The 25,429-nt window shown below is 27.6% G+C and carries 23 protein-coding genes, 3 tRNA genes and 1 other annotated feature; of the genes, 23 read left to right on the plus strand and 3 right to left on the minus strand.

The features are described from left to right. Positions 1–21 precede the first annotated feature (21 nt). Positions 22–1,353, plus strand: coding sequence for a hemolysin family protein (locus B9N53_RS02765; protein WP_094203579.1), 1,332 nt, complete (start codon positions 22–24; stop codon positions 1,351–1,353). 8 nt (positions 1,354–1,361) lie between these two features. Continuing rightward, positions 1,362–2,117: a type I methionyl aminopeptidase gene (gene map / locus B9N53_RS02770; RefSeq protein WP_094203580.1), complete on the plus strand. Its 756-nt coding sequence runs from the start codon at positions 1,362–1,364 to the stop codon at positions 2,115–2,117. 39 nt (positions 2,118–2,156) lie between these two features. On the opposite strand, the gene B9N53_RS02775 is transcribed toward map, so the two are convergent. Beyond that, positions 2,157–3,302 carry a nucleotidyltransferase family protein gene (locus B9N53_RS02775; RefSeq protein ID WP_094203581.1) on the minus strand — a complete coding sequence of 382 codons (1,146 nt, stop codon included), beginning with the start codon at positions 3,300–3,302 and terminating at the stop codon, positions 2,157–2,159. Positions 3,303–3,388: 86 nt separating this feature from the next. Here B9N53_RS02775 and B9N53_RS02780 point away from each other — a divergent pair, with 86 nt between their 5' ends. From B9N53_RS02780 to rplT, 15 genes are all read left to right on the plus strand, one after another. After that, positions 3,389–3,829: a hypothetical protein gene (locus tag B9N53_RS02780; protein WP_094203582.1), complete on the plus strand. Its 441-nt coding sequence runs from the start codon at positions 3,389–3,391 to the stop codon at positions 3,827–3,829. Between the two features lie 58 nt (positions 3,830–3,887). Beyond that, entirely contained in the window at positions 3,888–4,529 is a 642-nt protein-coding gene (locus B9N53_RS02785; protein ID WP_094203583.1) for a zinc dependent phospholipase C family protein, read from the plus strand. Between the two features lie 21 nt (positions 4,530–4,550). Then, complete coding sequence (locus B9N53_RS02790) at positions 4,551–5,276, plus strand: hypothetical protein (RefSeq protein WP_094203584.1); 726 nt, start codon at positions 4,551–4,553, stop codon at positions 5,274–5,276. Positions 5,277–5,365: 89 nt separating this feature from the next. Next, positions 5,366–5,441, plus strand: a tRNA-Phe gene (locus B9N53_RS02795). An 8-nt stretch (positions 5,442–5,449) separates the two neighbouring features. Further along, positions 5,450–5,524: transfer RNA gene (locus B9N53_RS02800), tRNA-Gly, on the plus strand. A gap of 3 nt (positions 5,525–5,527) precedes the next feature. Beyond that, positions 5,528–5,601: transfer RNA gene (locus B9N53_RS02805), tRNA-Cys, on the plus strand. Positions 5,602–5,652: 51 nt separating this feature from the next. After that, on the plus strand, positions 5,653–6,786 hold the full coding sequence (locus tag B9N53_RS02810) for a DUF6873 family GME fold protein (RefSeq protein ID WP_094203585.1): 1,134 nt from the start codon (positions 5,653–5,655) through the stop codon (positions 6,784–6,786). A 10-nt stretch (positions 6,787–6,796) separates the two neighbouring features. After that, positions 6,797–8,092, plus strand: coding sequence for a histidine--tRNA ligase (gene hisS / locus B9N53_RS02815; RefSeq protein ID WP_094203586.1), 1,296 nt, complete (start codon positions 6,797–6,799; stop codon positions 8,090–8,092). Positions 8,093–8,284: 192 nt separating this feature from the next. Continuing rightward, positions 8,285–10,189, plus strand: coding sequence for a threonine--tRNA ligase (gene thrS / locus B9N53_RS02820; protein ID WP_094203587.1), 1,905 nt, complete (start codon positions 8,285–8,287; stop codon positions 10,187–10,189). A gap of 80 nt (positions 10,190–10,269) precedes the next feature. After that, positions 10,270–11,997: an ABC transporter ATP-binding protein gene (locus B9N53_RS02825; RefSeq protein WP_094203588.1), complete on the plus strand. Its 1,728-nt coding sequence runs from the start codon at positions 10,270–10,272 to the stop codon at positions 11,995–11,997. Beyond that, entirely contained in the window at positions 11,987–13,726 is a 1,740-nt protein-coding gene (locus tag B9N53_RS02830; protein WP_094203589.1) for an ABC transporter ATP-binding protein, read from the plus strand. The genes B9N53_RS02825 and B9N53_RS02830 overlap by 11 nt, the downstream gene beginning before the upstream one ends. A gap of 10 nt (positions 13,727–13,736) precedes the next feature. Continuing rightward, the gene (gene mprF / locus B9N53_RS02835) at positions 13,737–16,139 is read left to right on the plus strand and encodes a bifunctional lysylphosphatidylglycerol flippase/synthetase MprF (protein WP_094203590.1); all 2,403 of its coding nucleotides are present in this window, start codon (positions 13,737–13,739) and stop codon (positions 16,137–16,139) included. Positions 16,140–16,175: 36 nt separating this feature from the next. Beyond that, positions 16,176–16,287, plus strand: a sequence feature (ribosomal protein L20 leader region). A gap of 23 nt (positions 16,288–16,310) precedes the next feature. Then, entirely contained in the window at positions 16,311–16,817 is a 507-nt protein-coding gene (gene infC / locus B9N53_RS02840; protein ID WP_002836327.1) for a translation initiation factor IF-3, read from the plus strand. Between the two features lie 13 nt (positions 16,818–16,830). Next, on the plus strand, positions 16,831–17,022 hold the full coding sequence (rpmI, locus tag B9N53_RS02845) for a 50S ribosomal protein L35 (protein ID WP_002836329.1): 192 nt from the start codon (positions 16,831–16,833) through the stop codon (positions 17,020–17,022). Between the two features lie 18 nt (positions 17,023–17,040). Beyond that, positions 17,041–17,394, plus strand: coding sequence for a 50S ribosomal protein L20 (rplT, locus tag B9N53_RS02850; protein WP_094203591.1), 354 nt, complete (start codon positions 17,041–17,043; stop codon positions 17,392–17,394). 31 nt (positions 17,395–17,425) lie between these two features. Here rplT and B9N53_RS02855 read toward each other — a convergent pair whose 3' ends face one another. Together B9N53_RS02855 and B9N53_RS02860 are read right to left on the minus strand one after the other, a co-directional pair. Beyond that, complete coding sequence (locus tag B9N53_RS02855; protein WP_002836332.1) at positions 17,426–17,701, minus strand: GIY-YIG nuclease family protein; 276 nt, start codon at positions 17,699–17,701, stop codon at positions 17,426–17,428. Beyond that, entirely contained in the window at positions 17,701–18,318 is a 618-nt protein-coding gene (locus tag B9N53_RS02860) for a regulatory protein RecX (protein WP_094203592.1), read from the minus strand. The genes B9N53_RS02855 and B9N53_RS02860 overlap by 1 nt, the downstream gene beginning before the upstream one ends. Before the next feature lie 188 nt (positions 18,319–18,506). Between B9N53_RS02860 and B9N53_RS02865 the strand changes: the two genes are divergently transcribed. From B9N53_RS02865 to topA, 6 genes are read left to right on the plus strand one after another with little or no spacing between them, the layout of a single operon-like run. Further along, on the plus strand, positions 18,507–18,746 hold the full coding sequence (locus B9N53_RS02865; RefSeq protein ID WP_094203593.1) for a YdbC family protein: 240 nt from the start codon (positions 18,507–18,509) through the stop codon (positions 18,744–18,746). 8 nt (positions 18,747–18,754) lie between these two features. Then, positions 18,755–19,831, plus strand: a complete 1,077-nt coding sequence (locus B9N53_RS02870) for a metallophosphoesterase family protein (RefSeq protein WP_094203594.1) — start codon at positions 18,755–18,757, stop codon at positions 19,829–19,831. After that, entirely contained in the window at positions 19,828–22,080 is a 2,253-nt protein-coding gene (locus B9N53_RS02875) for an ATP-binding protein (RefSeq protein WP_094203595.1), read from the plus strand. Before B9N53_RS02870 ends, B9N53_RS02875 begins: the two co-directional genes overlap by 4 nt. A 2-nt stretch (positions 22,081–22,082) precedes the next feature. Next, positions 22,083–22,763, plus strand: a complete 681-nt coding sequence (locus B9N53_RS02880; protein ID WP_094203596.1) for a metallophosphoesterase — start codon at positions 22,083–22,085, stop codon at positions 22,761–22,763. Between the two features lies 1 nt (position 22,764). Then, a complete protein-coding gene (locus B9N53_RS02885; RefSeq protein WP_094203597.1) occupies positions 22,765–23,307 on the plus strand; it encodes a class IV adenylate cyclase in 543 nt (180 codons plus the stop codon). Positions 23,308–23,326: 19 nt separating this feature from the next. Continuing rightward, positions 23,327–25,393 (plus strand): type I DNA topoisomerase, encoded by a 2,067-nt coding sequence (gene topA, locus B9N53_RS02890; protein WP_094203598.1) that lies wholly within the window; start codon positions 23,327–23,329, stop codon positions 25,391–25,393. The last annotated feature ends 36 nt before the right edge of the window (positions 25,394–25,429 follow it).

Genomic DNA, 25,429 nt, shown 5'->3' on the forward strand with positions numbered 1-25,429 from the left:
CTATAATTTTAGGAGGAATAAATGGACGAAGTCGGGCCCAATCTTATTTTAGAATTGGTTATTTTATTGATACTCATAATAATTAATGCTTTCTTTTCAGCAAGTGAAATAGCAATAGTATCTTGTGACAAAAACAAGCTTAGAGTTATGAGTGATGATGGAAATGAAAAGGCAAAATCTGTCTTAGAACAATTTGAAAAACACACAAAATTTTTGTCTACTATTCAGGTGATTTTAACTTACATTGGATTTGTTGCTTCAGCAATATGTGCATCTAGTTTAAGTGTCAGTTTGAGTCAAAAGTTAATATTTTTAGGATTAAATAAATCTGTAACTTATTGGATATCGGTGTGTATTGTACTTATTGTTTTGTCATTTTTGTATATTTTGTTTGGACAATTGATTCCTAAAAGAATCGCTTTGAGTGTAGCGGATTCTTTTGCATTATTTTCAATTAATGCTGTGAGATTTATTTACTTTATTTTAAAACCATTTGTTTTCTTACTTTCTAAGTCAACAAAATTTATACTAAGTATAATTGGAATAAAAACTTTGAATGTGGAAAGCAAAATAACTGTTGAAGAAATAAAATCAATGGTTGAGGTCGGAAAAGAACAAGGAATTATTAATTCAAATGAAAAAGATATGATTGATGCAGTTATTAACTTCAATGAAAAAACAGCTGAAGAGATTATGACAGCAAGAACAGAAGTATTTGCCATTGACCTTGAGGATTGCATTGAAGATTATTTAGATAAATTAATGGAACTTAAATTTTCAAGGATTCCAATATATGAAGGTGATATCGATAATATACTGGGCATTATTTATATTAAGGATTATATGAGTGAAGCTTACAAACATGGATTTAAAAATGTTGATTTACGAAAAATTTTAAAACCAGCGTATTTCATATCAGAAACTAAAAATATCAATGATTTATTCTCAGATATGAAGAAAAAAAGAATTCACATGGCAATCTTAATAGATGAATATGGTGGTTTTTCAGGAATTGTATCGATGGAAGATTTAATAGAAGAAATAGTTGGTAATATCGAAGATGAATACGACCATGAAGCCCCTGATATTATTCAGGTTGACAAGTTTAATTATATAGTAAAAGGTAGTACTTCCATAAAAGAAATTAATTCTAACATTGGACTTGAGATCGATGAGCTATCGGATGATTATGATACATTAGGCGGTATGTTAATTAACAGGTTAGGATATATACCTGAAGATGGATTCAAAAGAAAAATAGAAATAGATGATGTTTTGTACAATATAATTTTTGTGGAAGATAAAAGAATTAAAAAGGTAAAAATTACATTACCTAAGAACTTTTTTGAATAGGTGATTAAATGATTATTATAAAAAATAAAGATGAAATAGAAAAAATGGATATTTCTGGAAATGTCATTTCAGGAATGCATGAAGCTTTGCGAGAATTCGTTAAACCAGGTTTGACCACAATGCAAGTTAATGATTTTTGCGAAAAATTTATTAGAAGCAAAGGAGCAATACCAGCTCAAATAGGATTTGAAGGGTTCCCGTACGCTACATGTTGTTCTGTAAATGATGAAATATGCCATGGATATCCATCTGATTATGTTTTAAAATCTGGGGACTTGTTAAAAGTTGATACAGTAGTTGAATTGAATGGTTGGATGAGTGATTCCTGTTGGAGCTATGCAGTTGGTGAAATAGATGAAGAGACTCAAAAACTTATGGATGTTACTAGAGAATGTTTGTATGAAGGAATTAAATTAGCCGTAATAGGTAATAGACTAGGCGATATAGGAGCTAAAATTCAGTCCATAGCAGAAACTAATGGCTATTCTGTAGTACGAGAATTCACTGGCCACGGAATCGGCAGAGGTATGCATGAAGATCCAATGGTTCTTCACTATGGTAAAGAACACAGAGGTCTTAGATTACAAGAGGGAATGGTTTTAACTATTGAACCAATGATAAATATGGGAACTCATAAGTTGAAAATTGATAAAAATGGATGGACAGCTAGAACTATTGACGGGAAAAAATCATGCCAATATGAACACACATTAGCTATCACAAAAGATGGTCCAAGAATTTTGACTAAACAACAAGGACAATAGAATAAAGAGAATATTTTGAGAGTTTCCTCAAAATATTCTCTATTTTTTTATTACTGGAAAATTATAAAAATCATTAACCTTTTTTGTAGAATAGATTAGTCTACTGACTTTTATATCATATTCAAATAATTTTTTGTAATTATCAGATAAATTTGAAAAATCTCTGTTCAAAGAATAAATTTTACAATTTTTATTAATTGTGGACAAATCGAAGTTTTTTTTGAATCCCAATAGGCGAACAGCTTCAATATCTGCATTTACGATATCATCCACAAATTTTTTATCCACTCCTAAAATATAATTTAAAATCAATCTTTTAAGTCGATTTTGGGTATATTTTTTATTTTTTATGTTTTCAAAAAAATCATCATAATTTTCATTCAATGCTTTTGATAGAAGATTTTCTAATCCTTTCTCATAACCCGTTATATTATCCAATTCAGATTTTTCCACAAATAATTTATAAGATAATATGTCTAAAAGTTTTTTGTTAGATTGAATAGAATTGTTTTTTAGATATTCGTAAGTTAAGGATGGAATTTTGTCTTTGAATTCTTCTAATAGTTTTAAATTAGATCTAATAGAAGATGCACTATAAGAAATACTTTCAATAGAACTTGAATTGTATTCGCTATTGACTCTTCTTATTGGCAGAATTTTACATTTAGAGTGTAGTTTATCTAATGATTTCATATATTCCAAAGCAAGAATGTTATTTGATTTGAAGATTTCATCAGAATGATCAGTATAGTTTTGCTTTGAAAATTCCATTATGTTTTTATTATATGAATTATTTTTGTTTTCTAGTATAAACTGTTTAATATTAGCTTCATTTTCTAATAGAAAATCTTTGTATGAAATAAGATCTTCTATTTCTGTTTCAACTCCAAAAGAAACATAATCACATCCAATAGTGTCTATTATTTTAATAGCGTAATAGCTGAAATTTTTTGCTGATTGTAAAGAAAATACAGAAGGAAGTTCAATAACACAGTCTATTCCGTATTCCAAAGCAATTTTAGTTTTATAAAGTTTGTCTAAAATAGAAAAATCACCACGTTGTACTACATTTCCACTCATTATTGCAACTATGTTTGCTTCTGGGAATTTCTTTTTGATTTGTTCTATTTGATGTAGATGTCCAAAATGAAACGGATTGTATTCACATACTATAGCTACATTCATAATTATTGATTCCTTTCATATACTTTTTTCTTATGTTGTATTATAATTGATATTGGTAATATAGTAAACAAAAAGGGGTAGATTTTATGGATATAAGATTTGTTAAAGGCAATATTTTTGAGCTACAAAGCGATGCAATTTTATATTTTATCGAAAATTCACTTCTGGAAGAGAATTCAAAAAAATTAGTTGAGAAAGCTGGAGAAAGAATTTTAGAACCTCTTACAAAAATAAGTGGAATAGAAAAAGGAGAATGTAAAATCATTCCTGCTTTTAATATAACTTCAGATTATGTGATATTGGCAAATTTGCCAGAAGATTTAAGAAATAACAACAAAAATATTTTCAAAAATCTAATCTATAATGTTTTTTGTGAAATGAAAAAATTCGAAATTCATTCGCTTAACATAGATTATTCTTTTTTAACTGAAAAATATTCTAGTGAATTTGTTAATCTTATAAATGAAGTTATAGACGAAAAATCGTTGAGAATTAGCGATTTCCTTGTATTTATGTGCAAAAGTTAATAATTGACTTTTAACTTAAATTACTCTAAAATAATATTATGTCCAATAACGAAAGGTAGTGATTAATATTTTTCCAGAAACTCATAAGAGAATTGTTAGAGAAATAAATCAAGACATTAAAGATTCTTATGGAATCAATTTAAATATAAAAAAATTAGAATGGGGAGCTGTTAGTCCAGATATTTTACCAAAATACAAGCTGATAGCACATTACAAAGAAGAAAGTATAAATTATATTGTAAAAGAAATTATCACTATAATTTATCTTTTTCAATTTACAGATTTAACAAGATTGAACTCATTGCAAAATAAGATTTTGAGTACAAAACTTGGAGTAATAAGTCATTATCTAAGTGATTATGTGTGTCTTCCACACGCAAAAAGATGGAGGTGCAATCAACACCTTAAAGATCACATGAAATACGAAAGAGTTTTGAATAAGTTGGCACAAAATCATATATTTGACAAAAAGGCAATAATAACAAGTCAAATAAGCATAGACAATGATGAATGTGTGATGTTAAAAACACTGGTTAAGAATTATATTGAAGATATAATAGATGAATACAGCATTTCAGAAGATAAAACTAGAGATTTGGACTTTGCGTACGGGTTGAATTATTCTATTTTCTGTTTTATCTTTGAAACTATTGAAGTATTCTCTACAGAAAGATACTATCAAAAGTCCTTTGTTTTTTAAATATAATTAGGAGTAGAAGTTATGTATAAAGCTTACAATACGAACAATTTAAAGAAAAAGCTTGAGAAAAAATTTCTTTTCGAAGATGATTTATTAGCTTTATACTTAATGCTTGATATTGTTCAACAAGAAAACAAAATACAACCTTGTTATGTCAAATATAATGCTCTTAATAAAATTTACAATGTTTTAATTAATCATTTGTCGTATAGAAATGACAGAGAAAATATTATTAAAGCTATTTTTGATTTAATCTCAGAAGATATTAATAAAATTGAATTCACATATTATCTTCAAGCTTATACTGAAGGCTTTAATAATAAGAATATAAGTGATGAGTTGGAGTTTTATGCATTAAGACATATTCCAGCATCTACGATTAAAAAATCGGATATTCTTCTTCATAATACTGAAAGCAGAAGTGCTAAGTTTTTAAAAAATAAAATGATTAGTTCAATTAAAAACAAATCTAATGCATTCAGAGTACAAGATTCAATAATAGATAATTATTGCGAAAACATCTTAAAAGACAAGATATTTAGCATTAATAGCAAGATGGACAAACAGTTAGTGATGAAATCTATTAATGATAGTGTAGTGATTTCTGAAGAAAAATTTTTGAATATGTGGCAATTGGAAAATTTGTACAAAAAAATTGTTAAAACTTTGAAAACTGTTTTAAATAATTCTATAGAAGATGCATTGTGGTATGGGTTAAATGACAGAGTATTACAAAGGTATAAGTAAATTGTAAAGTCAGATTTAAATTGTTGTAAAAAAATTTGACAAAACAAATTTAATCGTTTATACTAGTAAAGTAATGTTTGATACATTAAGCCCAGATAGCTCAGTCGGTAGAGCAAAGGACTGAAAATCCTTGTGTCGCTGGTTCGATTCCGGCTCTGGGCACCAAAATGTGTGCGGAAGTGGCTCAGTGGTAGAGCATCGCCTTGCCAAGGCGAGGGTCGCGAGTTCGAGTCTCGTCTTCCGCTCCATATGGCGACATAGCCAAGTGGTAAGGCAGAGGTCTGCAACACCTTCACCCCCAGTTCAAATCTGGGTGTCGCCTCCAAAGGAAAGTTTATTATAGACTTTCTTTTTTTTTATATGTAAAGGAGTTAATATGATTTTTATTGATTTATTAAAAGATGAGTATATTGATCAATTATCGGATTTTGTATACAAACTGAGAAATAATTTTTTATTTCAAAATAAGTTTGATTCAAATTTGGCGAAAAATAGAACAACAATAATTAAATCTTTGAAAAAACAAATATCTAGAAAAAATCATTTCGTGATTTTTGAAGAAACTAAGTTAATAGGGTATTTAGTGTTAGATTTAGATAATAAAGAGTTGCTAATTAAAGAGATATATTTAGATAAAATTAATAAATCAATACTTTTTAAAATTTTTAGATTTTTAATGGATTATGCACTATCAAACTTATTTGATATAATTAAATTTAAGTTCAATGGATTTATTTTTGATGAAATTATAAAAGAACATTTGGATGATCAAAATAGATTAGAAATAAAGAATGATATGTTTGTTGAATCTCATAATAAATTTGCGATAATTAGTTTTAAAGCTAAAAAAGGCTTGATAAAATTTTTAAAAGGCAATGATTATGAAGTTATTTACAGTTTCGATAGTAAAAAAATGGATGAAAAAGTTAGTGACCATGTAGATATGCAAATTAGGAAAATAAATGAAAATGCATTCGTTTGTACTCAAGAATCGTATTTTCATTATAGGGCATATCTTCCAAATTATATAACATTATACGTAACAGAGCTTGAGATAACGAACACATATCCGAAAGATTGCTTGTTAAATAACTTTTCAATTGAAAATCATTTAGTATGTAATAAAAAATCTGTAGATCCTATTATTTTGAAATTTCTTAAAGATGAGAAATTAATAATGGTAAAACAAGGATACTCCAAATGTTCAACAATAGTTACTGATAAATTTGTGATTACCAGTGATAAATCTATATATAATAGTGTTCAAAAACAAAGTATTAAGGCTTATCTGATAGATGCCGGTGAAATAAAACTAGAAGGTTATGATACAGGATTTATTGGTGGAACTTGTGGATATTGTGATGATTTAGGGATTGTTTTTTATGGCAATCTTGAAAAATATAAATTTAAAAATAAACTTATTGAAATTTTAGAAAAAGAAAATATAAAATACTATTATACAGATGATGATGATTTTATAGATCGCGGATCTATAATCTTTAATAAATAGGAGGTCAATTATGATTCAACCATCTACATTACCAGGGATGATGGAACTTCTTCCTGAAGACCAAATGGTGTTTGATACAATTAAAAGAAGAATAGAAGATGTTTTTATTAAAAATGCATTTTTTTCAATCGATACACCTGCCATAGAAAAATTAGATGTTTTGCTATCAAAAGGTGGAGGAGAAACAAGTAAGCAAGTATATAGAATTGATAGTAGTAAGAAAAATCAAGGATTGAGATTTGACTTAACTGTGCCACTTGCAAAATACATTTCAATGTACATGCAAGACTTAGCATTCCCATTCAGAAGATATCAAATAGCTAAGGTGTATAGAGGAGAAAGAAATCAAAAAGGAAGATATAAAGAATTTTATCAATGTGATATAGACATTATAGGAAATGAAAAATTAAGCTTATATAATGATGCAGAAATAGTAAAATGCATGTATGAAGCTTTAAAATCAATAGATGTTCCAGATTTTGAATTTCAATTTAATAACAGAAAAATATTGAATGGATATTTCTCTAATTTAGGTATTGAAGACTTTGAATCATGTTTGAGAATAATTGACAAATTAGATAAAATAGGAATAGATAATGTAAAAGAAGAATTATCTAAGCTAAAATTGGAAGATGAAAAAATTGATTCGATTTTAAATTTCTTAAAAATTGATGGAACTAACCAGGAAATTATCGAAAAACTGGAATCATTGAGTATCGATAATGAATTATTTGTTTGTGGTCTGGATGAATTGAAATTTGTATATGAAGATATTTTATCTTTGGGGGTTAGTCCAGATAATATTAAAATAAATTTATCGATAACTAGAGGACTTGATTACTACACAGGTTCAGTATTTGAAACATTTTTTAAGGAATATCGTGAAATCGGATCTATATGTTCTGGAGGAAGATATGATAGTCTGGCGAATAATTTTACTAAAAGCAAGTTGCCTGGTGTAGGAATGAGTATCGGCTTAACGAGATTATTCTATCAACTTCAAGAATTAAATTTGGTAAAAGGTCAACAAAATAATTTTGATTGCATCATTATTCCTATGAAAGGTTACGAAAAAAATGCAGTGAAGTTGATGAATGATTTGAGAAGTTCTTCTGTTAGATGTATGAGTTATCTTGAAGATGATAAATTAAAAAAGAAATTTAATTATGCTGACAAATTATCCGTAAAATATGTTATAATAATAGGACAAGATGAAGTTGAGCAAAATAAATTCACTTTACGAAATATGGAAAATGGTAATCAAGAATTATTAGAACTTAACCAAATTATTGAAAAGTTAAAATAAAGGCGATGAAAAATCCCAGTAAGCATATAAGAACTTTCAGAGAGAGTAAAACTTAGGCTGAAATTTTACTTAAGAGATCAGTATGCTGAATACTAATTTGGAGCCTATTGTCAAATGAGAAAAAATTAGGGTGGAACCACGAGACACTTGTCCCTATCGGGATGAGGGTCTCTTTTTTATTAGGAGGTATTTATGTTTGAAGTAAGATTAAAAGATGGATCCGTAAAAGAATTTGATGAAGAAATAAGTTTATTAGATGTTTGCAAATCAATTTCTGAAGGATTAGCAAGAGACTGTGTCGGAGCAGTTGTAGATGGTAAAATTATGGGTTTAATGGAAACTATTGATTCTGACTGTGAAGTTCAATTTGTAAAATTTGATGATGAAGAAGGAAAACAAATTTTCTGGCATACTTCATCGCACTTAATGGCTTATGCTATTCAAAGATTGTATCCAAATACAAAATTTGCAATTGGGCCTTCAATTGATTCCGGATTTTATTATGATTTAGATACAGATCATAAATTCGTACCAGAAGATTTAGAAAAAATTGAAGCCGAAATGAAAAAAATAGTTAAGGAAAATCCTAAATTAGTAAGGGTTGAAATTTCAAGAGAAGAAGCATTGGAAAGATTTAAGAAAGAAGGTCAAGATTATAAAGTTGACTTAATAGAAAATCTTGATGAAGATGCTACAATTACATTGTATGAAATGGGAGACTTCGTTGATTTGTGTAGAGGACCTCATTTATTAGAAGTGAAAAATATTAAAGCATTTAAATTATTATCAATTGCCGGTGCATACTGGAGAGGTGATGAAAATAATAAGATGCTTCAAAGAATTTACGGAATTTCATTCCCTAAGAAAAAATTATTAGACGAATATTTGGATAGAATGGAAGAAGCTAAGAAGAGAGATCACAGAAAAATCGGTAAAGAAATGGGGCTATTCTCAATTCAAGAAGAAGGACCGGGTTTCCCATTCTTCCATCCAAATGGAATGGTTGTGTTAAATGAACTAGAAAAATTCTTGAAGGAACAACTTTTAGATAGAGGATATGGTCAAATCAAAACTCCATTGATTTTGAACGAAGATTTATGGCATCAATCAGGTCACTGGGATCACTACAAAGAAAATATGTATTTCACTCAAATAGATGGCGATGATTATGCAATAAAGCCAATGAACTGTCCAGGATCAATTTTAGTTTACAAAGATGAATTGCACAGCTACAGAGAGCTTCCAATTAAAGTTGCGGAACTAGGTCAAGTTCACCGCCATGAATTATCAGGTGCATTGCATGGCTTATTTAGAGTTAGAACTTTCGTACAAGATGATGCACATGTATTCTGTTTACCTGAACAAATAGAAGAAGAAGTAACTAAGATTATAGATTTCTGTGATTATATTTATTCTAAGTTTGGTTTTAAATATGAAGTTGAATTGTCAACTCGTCCAGAAGATTCAATGGGGTCAGATGAAGATTGGGATTTAGCAATCAATTCACTTAAGAGTGCATTGGAACATAAAGGTCTTGAATATAAAATTAATGAAGGTGACGGAGCTTTTTATGGACCTAAAATAGATTTCCATTTGGAAGACGCAATTGGTAGAACTTGGCAATGTGGAACTATTCAATTAGATTTCCAAATGCCAGAAAGATTCGATATGACTTATATCGCAAGTGATGGATCTAAAAAACGTCCAGCAATGATTCATAGAGCAATTTTAGGTAGTGAAGAAAGATTTATGGGAATACTAATAGAACACTATGCTGGGAAATTCCCATTATGGTTATCACCAGTTCAAGTAGAAATTCTTCCTATTAGCGATAAATTCAATGATTATGCTTATGAATTACAACAAAAAATGAAAGCACATGGATTGAGAGTGAAGGTTGATGATAGAAGTGAAAAAATCGGTCTTAAGATCAGGGAATCTCAATTGAAGAAAGTGAACTATTCATTAATAATTGGACAAAATGAAATTGATAACAACGAAGTATCAGTAAGAAAAAGAGATCTCGGAGATGTAGGATCTAAAAATACTGATGAATTTATTGATGAATTAGTAGATGAATATCAAAATAGAAAATAATTCTATAAAGAAAGCTTATTTTACAATATAAAAATTTGCTCTGAATTTCTCAGAGCAAATTTTTAATAGAAGGAGGTAAAATGTACAAGAAATTTTATTGGTTTCTAAAATATTACAAAAACAAATTAATTCTTGCTATTACATTTCTTTTATTAAGTGACCTGGTCGGGTTAATTCCTCCATATATAACAGGGAAATTAACCGATAGAGTATTAAACAATTCGATTGAATTAAAACCTTTTTTAATTATACTTTTAATTGATGTTTTAGTAATAGGAATTAAATATTTTTTTGCAATGGGATGGTGTTACTACACATTCAGAGCATCAAATGAAATAGACTATGTAACTAGAAACAGACTGATGGATAAATACTTAAACGAATCAATGAAATATTTTCAAACTTTCAAAACGGGAGAACTAATGAACAGAGCTACTGGAGATGTAAATAGTTTAAGTGATTTGATGGGATTTGGAACTCTTACATTTTTTGATTCTACAGTATTTCCTTTGTTTATAATAATTATAATGATGGTCGTCGTTGACGTTCGTCTAACACTTGTTTCTATAATACCTCTTCCTATATTAGCATTTTTGTGTTTAAAAATAGGTAAGAAAATCCATGAAAAATACTCAATAGTTCAATCAACATTTGATAAGTTAAACAATAGTGTACTAGAAGATGTTGAAGGTATTAGAATTATAAGAGTTTTTGGGATAAAAGATGCTAGATATTTTTCGTTTCAAAATCGCTCTAAAATGTTAGTTCAAAAAAACATGGATGTTGTAAAATACAGAGCAATGATGGCTCCTTTTCAAAGAATAATTCCAGCGATAACTTTTGTTATAGCAATTGGATATGGAACGTTCTTAATAAGTAAGAATCAAATATCTGTTGGTCAATTGGTATCTTTTACTTATTATTTAAACATGTTAATTTGGCCAATGTATGCATTAGGAAACTTCATAAATGTATATCAACAAGCCGATGCATCAATGGATAGAATTGATAATATACTTGATTATGAAGATGACTTAGATTTAAACGAAGATTACAAGGAAATTGATGATATAGAAAGTATTAAGTTTGAAAATTATAGTTTCAAATATCCTTACTCCAAAGAATTTGCACTCAAAAATATTTCTTTTGAATTTAAGAAAAATATGAGGGTGGCTATTGTTGGAAAGACAGGGTCAGGAAAGTCAACTATTCTTAAACAATTATTATTCTTGTATCCAAGACAAGATGAATTTGAAATCAATGGGAAATACACGAATTTGATTAATTTGAAATCAGCTAGAGATAATATGGCATATGTGTCTCAAAAAAGCATGATTTTTTCGGATACAATAAAAAATAATATAAAACTTTCTAAGATAGAAGCTACAGATGAAGAAGTGATTAAAGTATCTAAGAGTGCGGATATTTATAAGGATATTGTTGATTTTCCAGATAAATTTGATACTTTGTGTGGTGAAAACGGACTGTCGTTATCTGGAGGTCAAAAACAAAGAATTTCATTAGCGAGAGCTTTATTAAAAGACTCAAACTTGGTTGTATTAGACGACTGTTTAAGCGCATTGGATACTCAAACTGAGAAAAATATTTTAAGAGAGTTAAAAAAACTTAATAAAACCGTAATATTATCAACTCATAGATTAAATCAGATTGACGATTTTGATTTAATAATAGTAATGAAAGATGGTCAAATAAGTGAGATGGGTACTCATTCGGAATTAATGGAAAACAAACAATGGTATTACAATCAATATAATATCCAATTACTAAGGGGCAGATATGAAGAGTAAATTAAGAAATAAATTTGTATCAGAAAAACTAAAAATGTATTCCATGAAGCAATCCAAAGAGTTGGTGATTGGATTTGTGTTTTCCTTATTAAGAACTTCTATGGAAATTTTGGGCCCAATTGTAATAGGATTTGTATTAAATGAGTATGTCGCTAAGAATAATATGGTTGGTAATTTTTCATCAATTATAAAATATTTGGCTATTTATTTGGTAATTTACGTTGCGTGTGGAATTTTCAGTAACTTGAGTATGATTTATTTTGAATTGGCAGCAAACAACGTAACATATTTTGTACAAAATGATATATATAAACATATCAATGAATTACCTATAGAATATTTTGATAATTTGGCAGCAGGAAGTATAGTTTCAAGAATAACTAATGATACTATGAGATTGAAGATAATGTTTCAATTAATTCTTGCAGATATTACAACTGCTACGATAATGATAGTTGCAATATATATTATGATGGTTGTAACAAATATTAAAGTGTCTTTGATGCTTCTTATATTGTTCCCATTGGTTTTCTTAATATTTTATGATTATAGATACAAGTCAGCAAAACATAACAAAAGAATTAGACATTTAGTTAGTAAAATAAATGCAAATATTAATGAAAATATTAATAATATGGAAATAATTCAAGCTTTAAATGTCAAGAAAACTATAAAGAATAAATTTGATAAAATTAACAAAGAAATTTTTGATAATAATTTGGCTCTTACAAAACTGAGAAGTTATGGTGGATACAGGGCAATTGATATAATTGGTTTATTATCAACAGTTATAATTTTATTTTATTTTGGATATGGTCAGATAACGAAAAGCTATCCAGTTACGGTTGGAGGTCTTTATATCATTATTGATTATACTTCAAAGATATTTTCTAATGTTAGTGTAATTGTTACAAGATTTGGAGATATGGAACAAGCTTATGCATCTGCAAGCCACATATTCGATATCATGAAATTAGATACAATAGAAAAATCAGATGGTGTGATTGATGGCCTAGAAGGAAATATCGAATTTAAAAATGTTTATTTTGCTTATGATAAAAATGATGTATTAAAGGATGTTTCATTTAAAATACCAAAATCAACTAGTGCGGCTTTTGTAGGAACTACAGGTAGTGGAAAATCTACAATACTGAATTTAATATTGAAGTTTTACGATGTAAAAAGTGGTGAAATTTTAATTGATGGAGTGAACATCAATGATTTAAATGAAGATATATTGAGAGAAAACTTTGCTGTTGTATTACAAGATCCATTTCTTTTTGAAACTACATTAAAAGAAAATATTACTCTTGATAAGGATTATACTGATGAAGAAGTAATTACTGCTTTGGAAGAGTTAGGATGTTATACTTTGCTAAAAAAAGGTTTAAACGAACTTATAAAAGAAAAAGGATCCAATCTTTCGCAAGGAGAAAGACAATTGATTTCTTTTGCCAGAGCGTATATTAGAAATCCTAGAATATTAATTCTAGATGAAGCTACATCAAATATTGATACCGAAACAGAGCAAATTATCCAACAACCACTAGAAAAATTAAAATATTCAAGAACTACATTGATAGTTGCTCACAGATTATCTACAATTAGAAATGTAGACAAAATTTTTGCCCTATCTAATGGTAAAATAATAGAAAGTGGAACTCATGATGAGCTATTGCTAAAAGATGGTTTCTATAAACAAATGTACGATGAGCAATCATCCATTTAAAGGGGGATTAATGGACAAAAAACTAAAATACATTAGGACAGCATACACTATCATATTTACAATTATTGTCTTATATATAGTAAGGAACAATTTTATAGCACCTAATCACATCTTTAAATATAAGATTTTTTTGAGTATTGGACAAAAATCACAAATTGTATTATTTGGGCTTTTAGTATTTCTTATTTCATCAATTTCCTATTTTTTATATAATAAAAATTTTGATTTCAAGGATATAAAAAAGTATTGGGTCTTAGAATCGTTAAGAAAATTTGTGTGGATAAAGGGAATAGAATCAGTATTTATCGGTGAAGATGAGTATAAGGATCAGAACTTAAACAAAAATATTTCTAATTTTATTGCTTTATCTTTAATTAGTATATTCACGATATTTTTAATGAAACCAGAATGGACACTATTTTTGGTTTATTTAGTAATATTGGTTATTGGTATTTGTGTTATTTATTTTAAAAACAAATGTCCATATTATTTAGATTTTGCTGTAAAAGATAATATAAGTGTCAAAAGAAAAGTTTTATCAGTAGCATATGAAACTGTTGTTACAATATGCAATATATTATTTTTCGTTTTTGTGATAAAACAATTTACTAATGTAAATATTTCAAGTTTGGTTCTTATTTATTGTGTTTCTAATGTTTTTGGGCAAGTGAGCTTGATGCAAGATGGCTTCGTTGTATCAGATTTAATAGAAATACACTTTTTATGCAAATTGATTGAACCTAGAGCAGCGATAATTGCTATCCTGATATACAGAATTGTAAGTAGCGTTATTCCATGGATAATTTCATTAATTATGATATTAAGAAAAATCTACGACAATTACAATACTGATCATTATAAGAAACAATTTGCTTTTAATATTCTATCGATTTTTACGCTAATCGTTGGATTGATCTTATGCTTAAGTGTTGCTACTCCATCTATGTTATTAAGAATAAAATTTTTGAGGAGATTTGTTAAGAAAGATGTAGTGATTTTAGCCAGATTCATAACACTTACATCAGGTGGGTTACTAATACTTCTTTCACAAGGAATAAAAAAATCGGTTAAAAAATCTTTTTATATAGCGGAAGCCGTATTAATAGTTTCTGTATTTTCAACATTATTAAAAGGATTAGACATTGAAGAATCAATTATTACCTTACTGTTGGGAATTGTAATGTATATTATGAAGGATGGCTTTACAGAACAAGCTATCAAAATAAAGCCAAAATATTTTATAAATACTATCGGTAAATTATCAGTTGTCACAGTATTATTTATATTTATTAGCAATACTGTTCGTAAGGTAAATTTTCTGACATCACATAGAAAATATTCTTTAAATTATTTGGTTGAGAACAAGAGATATATACTTCTATATGTTTTATTTGTTTTGATATTATCTTACCTTGCTCAATATACGCGAACTAAGAAGATCACATTTACAAAATTAACAGATGAGGATTTTGATAGAATCGATAAATTCTTGGAAGAATTTGGTGGAAATGAATTTAGTCATTTAGTTTATTTGAATGATAAAAATGTTTATTTTGACAAGACAAATACTGTAATGATAATGTATCGCCCGGTAAAAAATAGCGTTATAGTATTAGGTGATCCAATAGGTAAGAAAGAAAATTTCGTTGAAGCAATTGATGATTTTATAATTTATTGCAATGAATATCACATGAATGTTTGTTTTTATGAAATAAATGGAGAAAATCTTGAATTATACTGTGATCAAGGTTTTAGATTCGTAAAGGTTGGACAAGATGCAACTGTAGATTTAACTCAATTTTCTTTAGTAGGAAAGAAAAATAGAACTTGGCGACATGTTCTTAATAACTTCGATAAAGGTAATTATGAATTCAAAGTTGAAGATCCGACCGATAACCTGTTATCTCAAATGAAAATTATTTCAGATAAATGGTTAGGAAATAAAAATGAAATGGGATTTAGTTTAGGATTTTTTGACGAATATTATCTGAAAAGAACAAAAATTGCATGTATTTACAAAGAAGGTGAATTACTCGCTTTTGCAAATCTTCAGCCTTTTTATGATGATAAAACACTTTCTATAGATTTAATGAGATATGATAGATCAAATGAAGATGGGTTGATGGATTTTATATTTATCAAGTTGATTTTATGGGGCCAAGAAAATAATTTTGAAAAATTCTACCTAGGAATGGCACCTTTATCTAAAGTTGGAGATAAAATTTATTCAAAGAAGAAGGAAAAAATTCTAAGTATTGTTTACAATACTCAAAATAAGATATATAATTTTAAAGGTTTAAGAAATTACAAAGATAAATTTAAGCCCAACTGGTCGAATAAATATATAGCATATACTTCAGACTTTAATTTACCATATATTTTAATTAATGTTGTAAATTCAAAGAAAAAATAGTTGACAAAATGTTCAACATAGTATACAATATTTGTTGTTGATAAGTAGAGATATCCGCTCTCACCTTATAATTTCGAATTCATAAGGTTAAAATTTAATTTGATTATTAATTTTTGGCGGGTATTTTTACCCGCCATTATTTTTTTGGAGGTGAATAATATAAAAGACTTAATGATTAATGAGGAGATAAGATCTTCTAAAGTTAGATTAATCGATGACGAAGGTGAACAAATAGGTGTAATTCCTATTAAAGAAGCTTTGAAAATGGCTGAAGATAAGCATCTGGATTTAGTAAATGTAGCACCAAATGCCAAGCCACCTGTATGCAAAATATTAGATTATGGAAAATACAAATATGATGCATTAAAGAAAGAAAAAGAAGCGAAGAAAAATCAAAAAGTAATTAACGTAAAAGAAATAAGACTTTCACCAAATATTGAAAAACACGATTTAGAAGTTAAGGCTAATCAAGCATCCAAGTTTTTAAGCAATGAAAACAGAGTAAAAGTTTCTGTTAGATTTAGAGGTAGAGAACTTGGTCATAAAGATTTGGGTAAGGAAGTTCTTGATAAATTTTATGAATTAACAAAAGATGTAGGACAAATAGAAAAGAAACCTTCTATGGAAGGTAGAATGATGATAATGTTTATGGGTCCTTTGACTGATAAAGAAAATTAGAGGGGGAAATAATATGCCAAAAATGAAGACACATAGAGGTTCTGCTAAAAGATTTAGAAGAACTGGTACAGGTAAGTTAAGAAGATATAAAGCTTATGCAAGTCACTTAACAGGTAAGAAATCTGCAAAGAGAATTAGAAACTTAAGAAAAGGTACAACAGTTAGCGATGCAGATATGAGAAGAATCGATAAAATGATTCCTTAGTTAGAGGGGGAAATATAAATGGCTAGAATTAAACGTGGTACAAATAATAGAAAAAGACATAAAAAAGTATTAAAACAAGCTAAAGGATATTACGGCTCAAAACATACATTATACAAAACAGCTAACCAAGCTGTAATGAAATCATTAGCTTATTCATACGTTGGAAGAAAAAGAAGAAAAAGAGATTTCAGAAAATTATGGATTGCTAGAATTAATGCAGCTACAAGAATGCACGATTTAAGCTACAGCAAATTTATGCACGGATTAAAAGTAGCTGGTGTTGACTTGAACAGAAAAGTTCTTGCTGACATGGCTGTTAGAGATGAAAAAGAATTCGCTAAATTAGTTGAATTAGCAAAAAACAATTTATAAAATAAAAAGCTTAAGTTGATTTATATCATACTTAAGCTTTTTTTAATATAGTATTAATTTCGTTTTCATTTGAATTTATTAGCTTTAACTTTTTATCACGAGTTAGACTTTTTGTTTTAATTTCTAATTTTAATGCATCACTTTTATTATCAATTCTTTTCATAAAAACATAGTTTACAGGAAGCCTTGCCCTTGTATATTTACTGGCTTTACCTTTATTGTGCATTTTAATTCTTTTTAGAAAATCATTGGTAATACCTGTATATAAACTTTTATCAGCACATTCTAAAATATATAAATAATACATTAATACATACCACTTACTTGTTTTGCAACGTCATAGCTGAAACCTTTTTGCAGCAAGAAAGTAACTATTTTATTCTTTAAATCATAGCCTTCATGTTTTTCTTTCCAAATATTGATTTTAGTTTCAACTATTTGAGTTGCTTTGTCTAACTCCATATTATATCCAAAGACATCTTCCAAATAATCTTCATAAATTCTTTTATCAATACCTTTTTGGTATAAATCATTGATTATTCTTCTTTTACTGTAATTTGTTAGATTAATTTTATCATTGATAAATATCTTTGCATAGTTATAATCGTCTAGTAAATCTAGGTTTTTTAATTTAGTAATTACTTCATCAATAATTTCTATGCTAAATTTCTTGGATTTTAATTTTGTAATTATTTCTTTTTCAGTTCGTAATTTATATGATAAAAAATTAAGGCTGATTTCAAAAGCTTCTGTAAATTTTGAGATATTCAATAAATGAGTATATAGTTCATCATCTATTGTCATTTCGTTATGAATTTTATATCTTTCAAAATCATTATAACTTAGTAAAAAACTTTCTTTTGTATCAGTCTCAATTACGAACTTATCTTTTTTATCATTGAACTCAATATTTTTTATTATCATTTTATCTCATGTTCATTATTACATTTAGTATAAATGGAGCAACCATCATTGCTACTAAAATAATCGCTATAACTTGAGCTAATTTTTGCTTTTTCATGAAATTCACCTCTATGATATTCTAACACAAAAACATATATTTGCATATTTTAAAATAATGCTATAATATATTTATAAAAATGGAGGTAATTATGGCTGATTTAAAATTTGAAATAGTAGAAAGAATTGGAGTTTTATCCACAAAAGCTAACAATTGGAATAAGGAATTAAATATTGTAAAATGGTCTGATTACGATGCAAAATACGATATTAGAGAATGGAATCCTGATCATTCAAGAATGAGTAAAGGTCTTACATTCACAGAAGAAGAATTAAGAGTATTACATGCATTAATAGAAGATGAATTAAAACAATTAGATTCAGAAAAGTAGGATAAATTTTGAAGTTCATACATTCAGCTGATTTTCACTTAGGCATGAAATTTGAAAAATCTTCAATTCCTCAATCTATGTCTAAAATTAGAAGACAAAGAATTTGGACATCTGTTGAAAAATTAATCAAATATAGTATTGATGAAAATGTAGATTATATTTTTCTGTCTGGAGATTTGTATAATTTGGAAAATTTTAGCCTAAGTGATATGAATCGTTTAATTGATCTATTTTCTAGAACAAATTCACAAATTTGTATTATAGGTGGAAATCACGACCCTATTTATAAAGATAATTTATGGGATATGGTAAATATTAGTGATAATCTGAATATTTTCAAAAAGGATACTCTTGAAAAAATAGAATTTGATGACACTGATGTTTATGGGATAAGTTACAATAAAAATAACTACGATTTCGTGAACATTTTTGATGATTTAAAATTAGACAAGCTAAAAACTAATGTTTTAATGATTCATTCTGATTTATTAAATGATAACAATTGTTATATGTTTTTTGATCAAGATAAAGTAAATAATTTGGGTTTTGATTATGTGGCTTTAGGTCATATACATAAACCGACTATTTTTAATGATAAATTTGTGTATCCAGGTTCTATTGAACCATTGAGTTTTAAAGAAAAGGGGATGCATGGTGCTGTTATTGGAAGTATAGTTGATAATAGACTTGACATCGATTTTTTAGATTGTTCTGAATCAAACTTCAATGAATTTGACTATAATATATCAAATAAATTTAGCTATTACGATTTGGTAGGTTCATTGTCAAAATGTTTAGTTGAAGATAAGAAAAACTACATTAGAATTAATTTAAAGGGACAATTAGAAGAAGGGTTTGATTTAGATATAGATTCTTTACAAGAAAGCTTAAAAAAATATTGCGAATATGTAGAAATAATTGACAACACAGAATCTAATATAAATTTGGATAAAATTTATGAATTTAACAGAAATAATGTGTTGGGTTATTTTATTGAAGAGACGAAAAACTTGGATCAAGAAAATCCTGTGGTTAAAAGAGCAATTAATTTAGGAATTAAGTCCTTAATGGAGAATAGTTTATGAAAATTATTAGATTAGATTTGATATCATTTGGCAGATTTAATAATTACACAATTGAGTTTGGAGAAAAATTTAATCTAATTTACGGGTTAAATGAGTCAGGAAAGACCACTATATCCAAATTTATAGAAGGTGTATTTTATGGATTTGTTAAACCTTACTTAAAGAGAACTGTATTTACTGAAGACTACGAAAAATATCGCCCTTGGAATAGTGAAAACTATGAGGGCAGTATTTTAGTGGAAAAAGATAATAAGAGATATGTAATTTATCGTAATTTTAAAGAAAAATATTTTAATATTTTCAATGAGACTACTGGTAATAACGAAACTGATCTAGATGGTTTTAATCAAGATAATTTATCATTTCCGGGTGAATACTTTTTTAAAATGCCTTCAGATATCTTCAAATCAACTGTTTTTTCAAATTTAAAAGAATTAGATGCAGAAGATAAGAATGTAAGTTCTATTGTTGATATGCTATTGAATTCATCAGATAGCAATAATGATTCTGTTTCATTTAAAAAAGCACTAGATAATCTGGAAAAGATGAAATCAAATATTGGGACTAAACAATCTAAAGCTAAACCGTTGGGGAGTTTATATCAAAAAAAGTTTGATTTAGAAGATGAAATCAAAAATATTAATAAAGACAAAAAAGAATATGAAGATAGTTTAAATAAGCTAAATGAGTACAAACTTAGACACGAAAAACTGCTTCTAAATAAAGAAAAATTAGCTAATTTGCACAAGAAGAACGATATAGAAAAAATAGAAGATGCAAAAAACTATAAAATGCAGATTTTAAAAGAAAAAGCAAGTTTATTAGACAGAGTATCAAAGATTAAATACATCAATGACATTGACGAAGATGATGTTAATAATTTGGAATATCAAAATAAATTATTAAACGATAATAGAATTACATTTAATGAGTTATCGAAGGAAAAGAAATTATTAAGTAAGGATTACTACCAATTAAAAGCAAAGCTTAGTAATTATGAAACTATTAGAGATTATATTGATGAAATGAATAATTTAATTGAAAAATTAAATGGAATTTCTAAATTAAAAATCAAACTATCAATTATTGGAATTATATTTACAATAATTGTTGCAGGAATGATTTATATGATGGGGGATACAAAAGAAATAGTTATTGCTCCTGTATTATTTGTTCTTTATTATATTTTAGTTAGTATATCCAATAAATTTCAGAAATTATCATACAATCGTCAATTAAATAAGATTGTGCAAAAGATTAATCAAATTACTAACATGAGATACAAAAGCTACAATGAAATAATTAATGATTTTAGATATGACTCAAATATGGAGAAAAGCATTGATTATTTAAACAAACTTGAGGGACAACTTCAAGATATTGACTCAAGACTAGATTCTATTATAAATGAAGATGAAAGCTCCAAATCAAAGATTAATAATATTTTATCGTCATCAAGAAATTTGAAGAACATAGATGTTGAAGATTATAGAAGGAAAAAAATAGAGTATGATCAATTGATTGATAGAATTTCAGATAAAGATGATCAACTTCAAAAGATATCATCTGAATATGATTTTAGTATTTTATTAGAAGATATTAATTCAGATTCAATAAAACTTGAGGATAATGATATAAAAGATATCAACTTACTTAATAAAGAAATTGACGAATCTATTGAAGAAAATGCGAAATTATTTGAAAGGACAAAAATACTTGAAAAATCTGTAAATCTTCTGTTGGAAAAAGAAGAAAGATTAGCAGATATTAATGAGAATATTCAAAAATACGAAAATGAAATTACATCTATAGAATTGGCTATGGATTTGATTAATAAAAGCATAAATAAACTACACAAAAATTTTATACCTAGAATTAACAAGAAGGTTTCAGAAATGATGGCTTATTCAACTAAAGACAAGGATAGATTCAGAGTTGATGAAAATTTAGATGTTAGCATTTATGATGGAGTAAAATTTTACGAACAAAAACATTTAAGTTCTGGAACATTTGACTTACTTTCTGTTTTTATTAGAATAAGTGTGCTTGAAGAATTAATGGGTCTTGATTATTTGATGATTCTAGATGATTGTTTTGTTCAATTAGATGATGTAAGATATAAGAAATGTCTGGATTTGTTATTTAAAATCTCAAATAGTAATCAAATAATACTTTTTTCTTGTCAAAATAGAGATGAGCAATTATTGAATGAACTAGACATAATATATAAGAAAATTGAGTTAAAGTAATTATGATATATGCAATAGGTGATTTACATCTGGATTATACAAAAGAAAAATCAATGGATGTGTTCGGTGATAATTGGGATAATTATGAAGAAAAGATATTTCGTAATCTAGAAAAATTAAATGAAGAAGACATTATACTTATTCCAGGAGATATTTCTTGGGCAATGCAACTAGATGATGCTTTTGTGGATTTGAAAAGAATCGATAAGAGTCCAGGCAGAAAGATTTTAACTAGAGGTAACCATGATTATTGGTGGTCTGGTATAAGCAAATTAAGAAAATTAGATTTAGAATCTATTAAATTTATTCAAAATGATTCATTGGATTTAGGAAATATCAATATATGTGGATCACGAGGATGGCTTGATCCAACTAGCAAAGAAGCTACAGAAAAAGATGAAAAGATTTTTCAAAGAGAAATTTTGAGAGTGAATATGAGTTTAGAAAGTGTCCGAAATAACAACGATATTATTATGATGCTTCATTATCCTCCTTTTGATATCAATAAACAACCTAATGCGTTGTTTAATTGTTTGAAAAATTATAATGTTACAGATTTAATATATGGACATTTGCACGGATATGGACATCAAAATGTCGTCGAAGGAACAATAGACGGAATACATGTACATTGTGTGTCCTCGGATTATATTGATTTTAAAGTTAAGAAAATTAGGGAATAAAATGGAAAAAGAATTAGAATGCAAGGTATTTACTGATGATTTTAATGGTTTGATGGATAAAGCTATTGAAATGGGAGCTAAAATGATTGCTCATGAAATTCAAGAAAATATTTTAATTGAATCTAATAATTTTGATTTAATTGATAGTAGTGATTATCTTAGAATTAGAATTTCAAAAGATATTTTTAATAATGAAAACAAGAAATTTCTTACTTACAAGAAGAGAGTTAATGATACAAACGTTAGACATTATGATGAATATACTATAGAGTTTGATAGCGAAGAAAACTTGAAACAAATATTAAAATTTGTTAAATTGGATAAGCAATCTTCATCTAAGAAAGAAAGAAAATCTTTTGAGTTTATGGATGCAAGACTGGATTTTGATTGCTGGGATAAAGATTTTTATTCGTATCCATATTTAGAAATTGAAGTAAAAAATGAAGAACATTTAAATGAGATAATAAATAAATTAGGAATAAATAAAGATCAAATTTCAACTGAATCTATAAGTGAACTAAGATCTAAATTACAAGAAAGTTAACAGAAAGGATAGACTTTTAATGGCAAACAAAAAGCTAGTGGTAGTAGAATCTCCAACTAAAGCAAAGACAATTCAAAAAATGTTAGGGTCAGGATATAAAGTTGTAGCTACAATTGGTCATTTAAGAGATTTACCAAAAAGTAAACTAGGCATAGATATAGAGAATGATTTCGAACCACAATATATTAATGTGCGTGGTAAGGCCAGTGTAATCAATTCTTTAAAAAAAGATTACAAAAATTCTCAAAAAATATTCTTGGCAACCGACCCTGATAGGGAAGGAGAAGCTATTTCTTGGCATTTGTGCTATTTATTAGGTATAAATCCAGAGGAAGAAAATAGAGTAAAATTCCAAGAGATAACTAAAGACTCTGTAAAAGAAGCAATAAAAAAACCTGAAGCTATCGATTTAAAATTGGTAGATGCTCAACAAGCAAGAAGGGTTTTAGATCGTATAGTAGGTTACAGCATTTCTCCATTATTATGGAAGAAAGTTAAATCTGGACTAAGCGCCGGTAGAGTACAGTCTGTAGCCTTAAGACTAATTTGTGAAAGAGAAAAAGAGATAAGAGAGTTTGAACCAGAAGAATACTGGTCTATTCATGCAAATTTATCAAAAGACAAATTGGAATTTGATTCTGAGCTATATTATTCAAAAGCCGATAAATCTAATAAAATCTACATAAAAAACAAAGATGAAGCCGATAAAATTTTAAATGATTTATCTGAGAAATTTGTTGTAGATTCTATTAAGCAACAAAAAAAATCTAGGAAACCTTACGCTCCATTCACAACATCCACACTTCAACAAGAAGCCTATAAAAAGTTGTATTTTCAAACTTCTAAAACAATGAGAATAGCTCAACAGTTGTATGAAGGAATTAGTTTGGGTAGCGAAGGGTCAGTAGGTTTGATTACTTATATGAGAACGGACTCAACAAGAATTTCTCATGTTTGCGTGAGTGATTGCCTAGATATTATTAATGATCTTTACGGAAAACAATACGCCACAAAAGGTTATGATTATTCTAAAAAGAAAAAAGGATCACAAGATGCCCACGAAGGTATTAGACCTTCATCAGTAAAAAGAAAACCGAATGAAATAAAAAAATATTTGACTGATGATCAGTACAAATTATATAAATTGATTTGGGAAAGAACTGTTGCTAGTCAGATGAAAGATGCACGTTATCTATCTACATCAATAGATTTTGATAACAATGGTTATACTTTTAGATCTAATGGTAACGTGGTGATTTTTGATGGTTTTACAAGAGTATATTCTTTAAATACTAAAGATAGCGAATTGCCTGAATTAAAGGAAAAAGAATCTATAACTTCAAAAGAAATAGAATCTAAACAACATTTTACTAAACCAAAACCTAGATACACAGAAGCAAGCCTTGTAAAAACACTTGAGGAAGATGGCATTGGTAGACCAAGCACTTATGCATCGATTATAAGCAGCATTTTGTCTAGAAATTATGTTGAATTAAAAGAGAAAAAATTTTACACAACAGAAATCGGAGAAAAAGTTTGTGAATTTGTAGTTAAATATTTTGATTCAATTATTAATGAAAAATTCACTGCTGAAATGGAGAATGAATTAGATAATATTGCTGAAAACGACGTAGAATGGAAAAAAGTAATAAGAGATTTTTATGATGGATTTAATGAAGATTTAATCAATGCAAAAAATGCACAAGATAAATTTAAAGTTAAAGACGAACCAATTGGACGTAAATGCCCTGAATGTGGCAGTGATTTGGTAATAAAACATGGAAGAAATGGGAAATTTATCGGATGCAGTGCTTTTCCTGATTGCAAATATACGGAAACTATTGTAAAAGATACAAAAGTAAAATGCCCAAAATGTGGTCACAGAATAATAGAAAAAGTATCTAAAAGAGGTAAAGTTTTTTATGGATGTGAAAATTATCCAAATTGCGACTTCGCTTTATGGGACAAGCCTACGGGTGAAAAATGTCCTGAATGTGGCAGTTTGCTAATTCATAGAAAAAATAGGCGAGGAGAATCTATCCTATGTTCTAATGAAAAATGTGATTATAAAAAGCTTGAAAAATAAAAATATATATGATATACTTTTAAGGTAAAACACACA

It is taken from the genome of Finegoldia magna (assembly GCF_002243175.1).
Classification (GTDB): Bacteria; Bacillota; Clostridia; order Tissierellales; family Peptoniphilaceae; genus Finegoldia; species Finegoldia magna_J.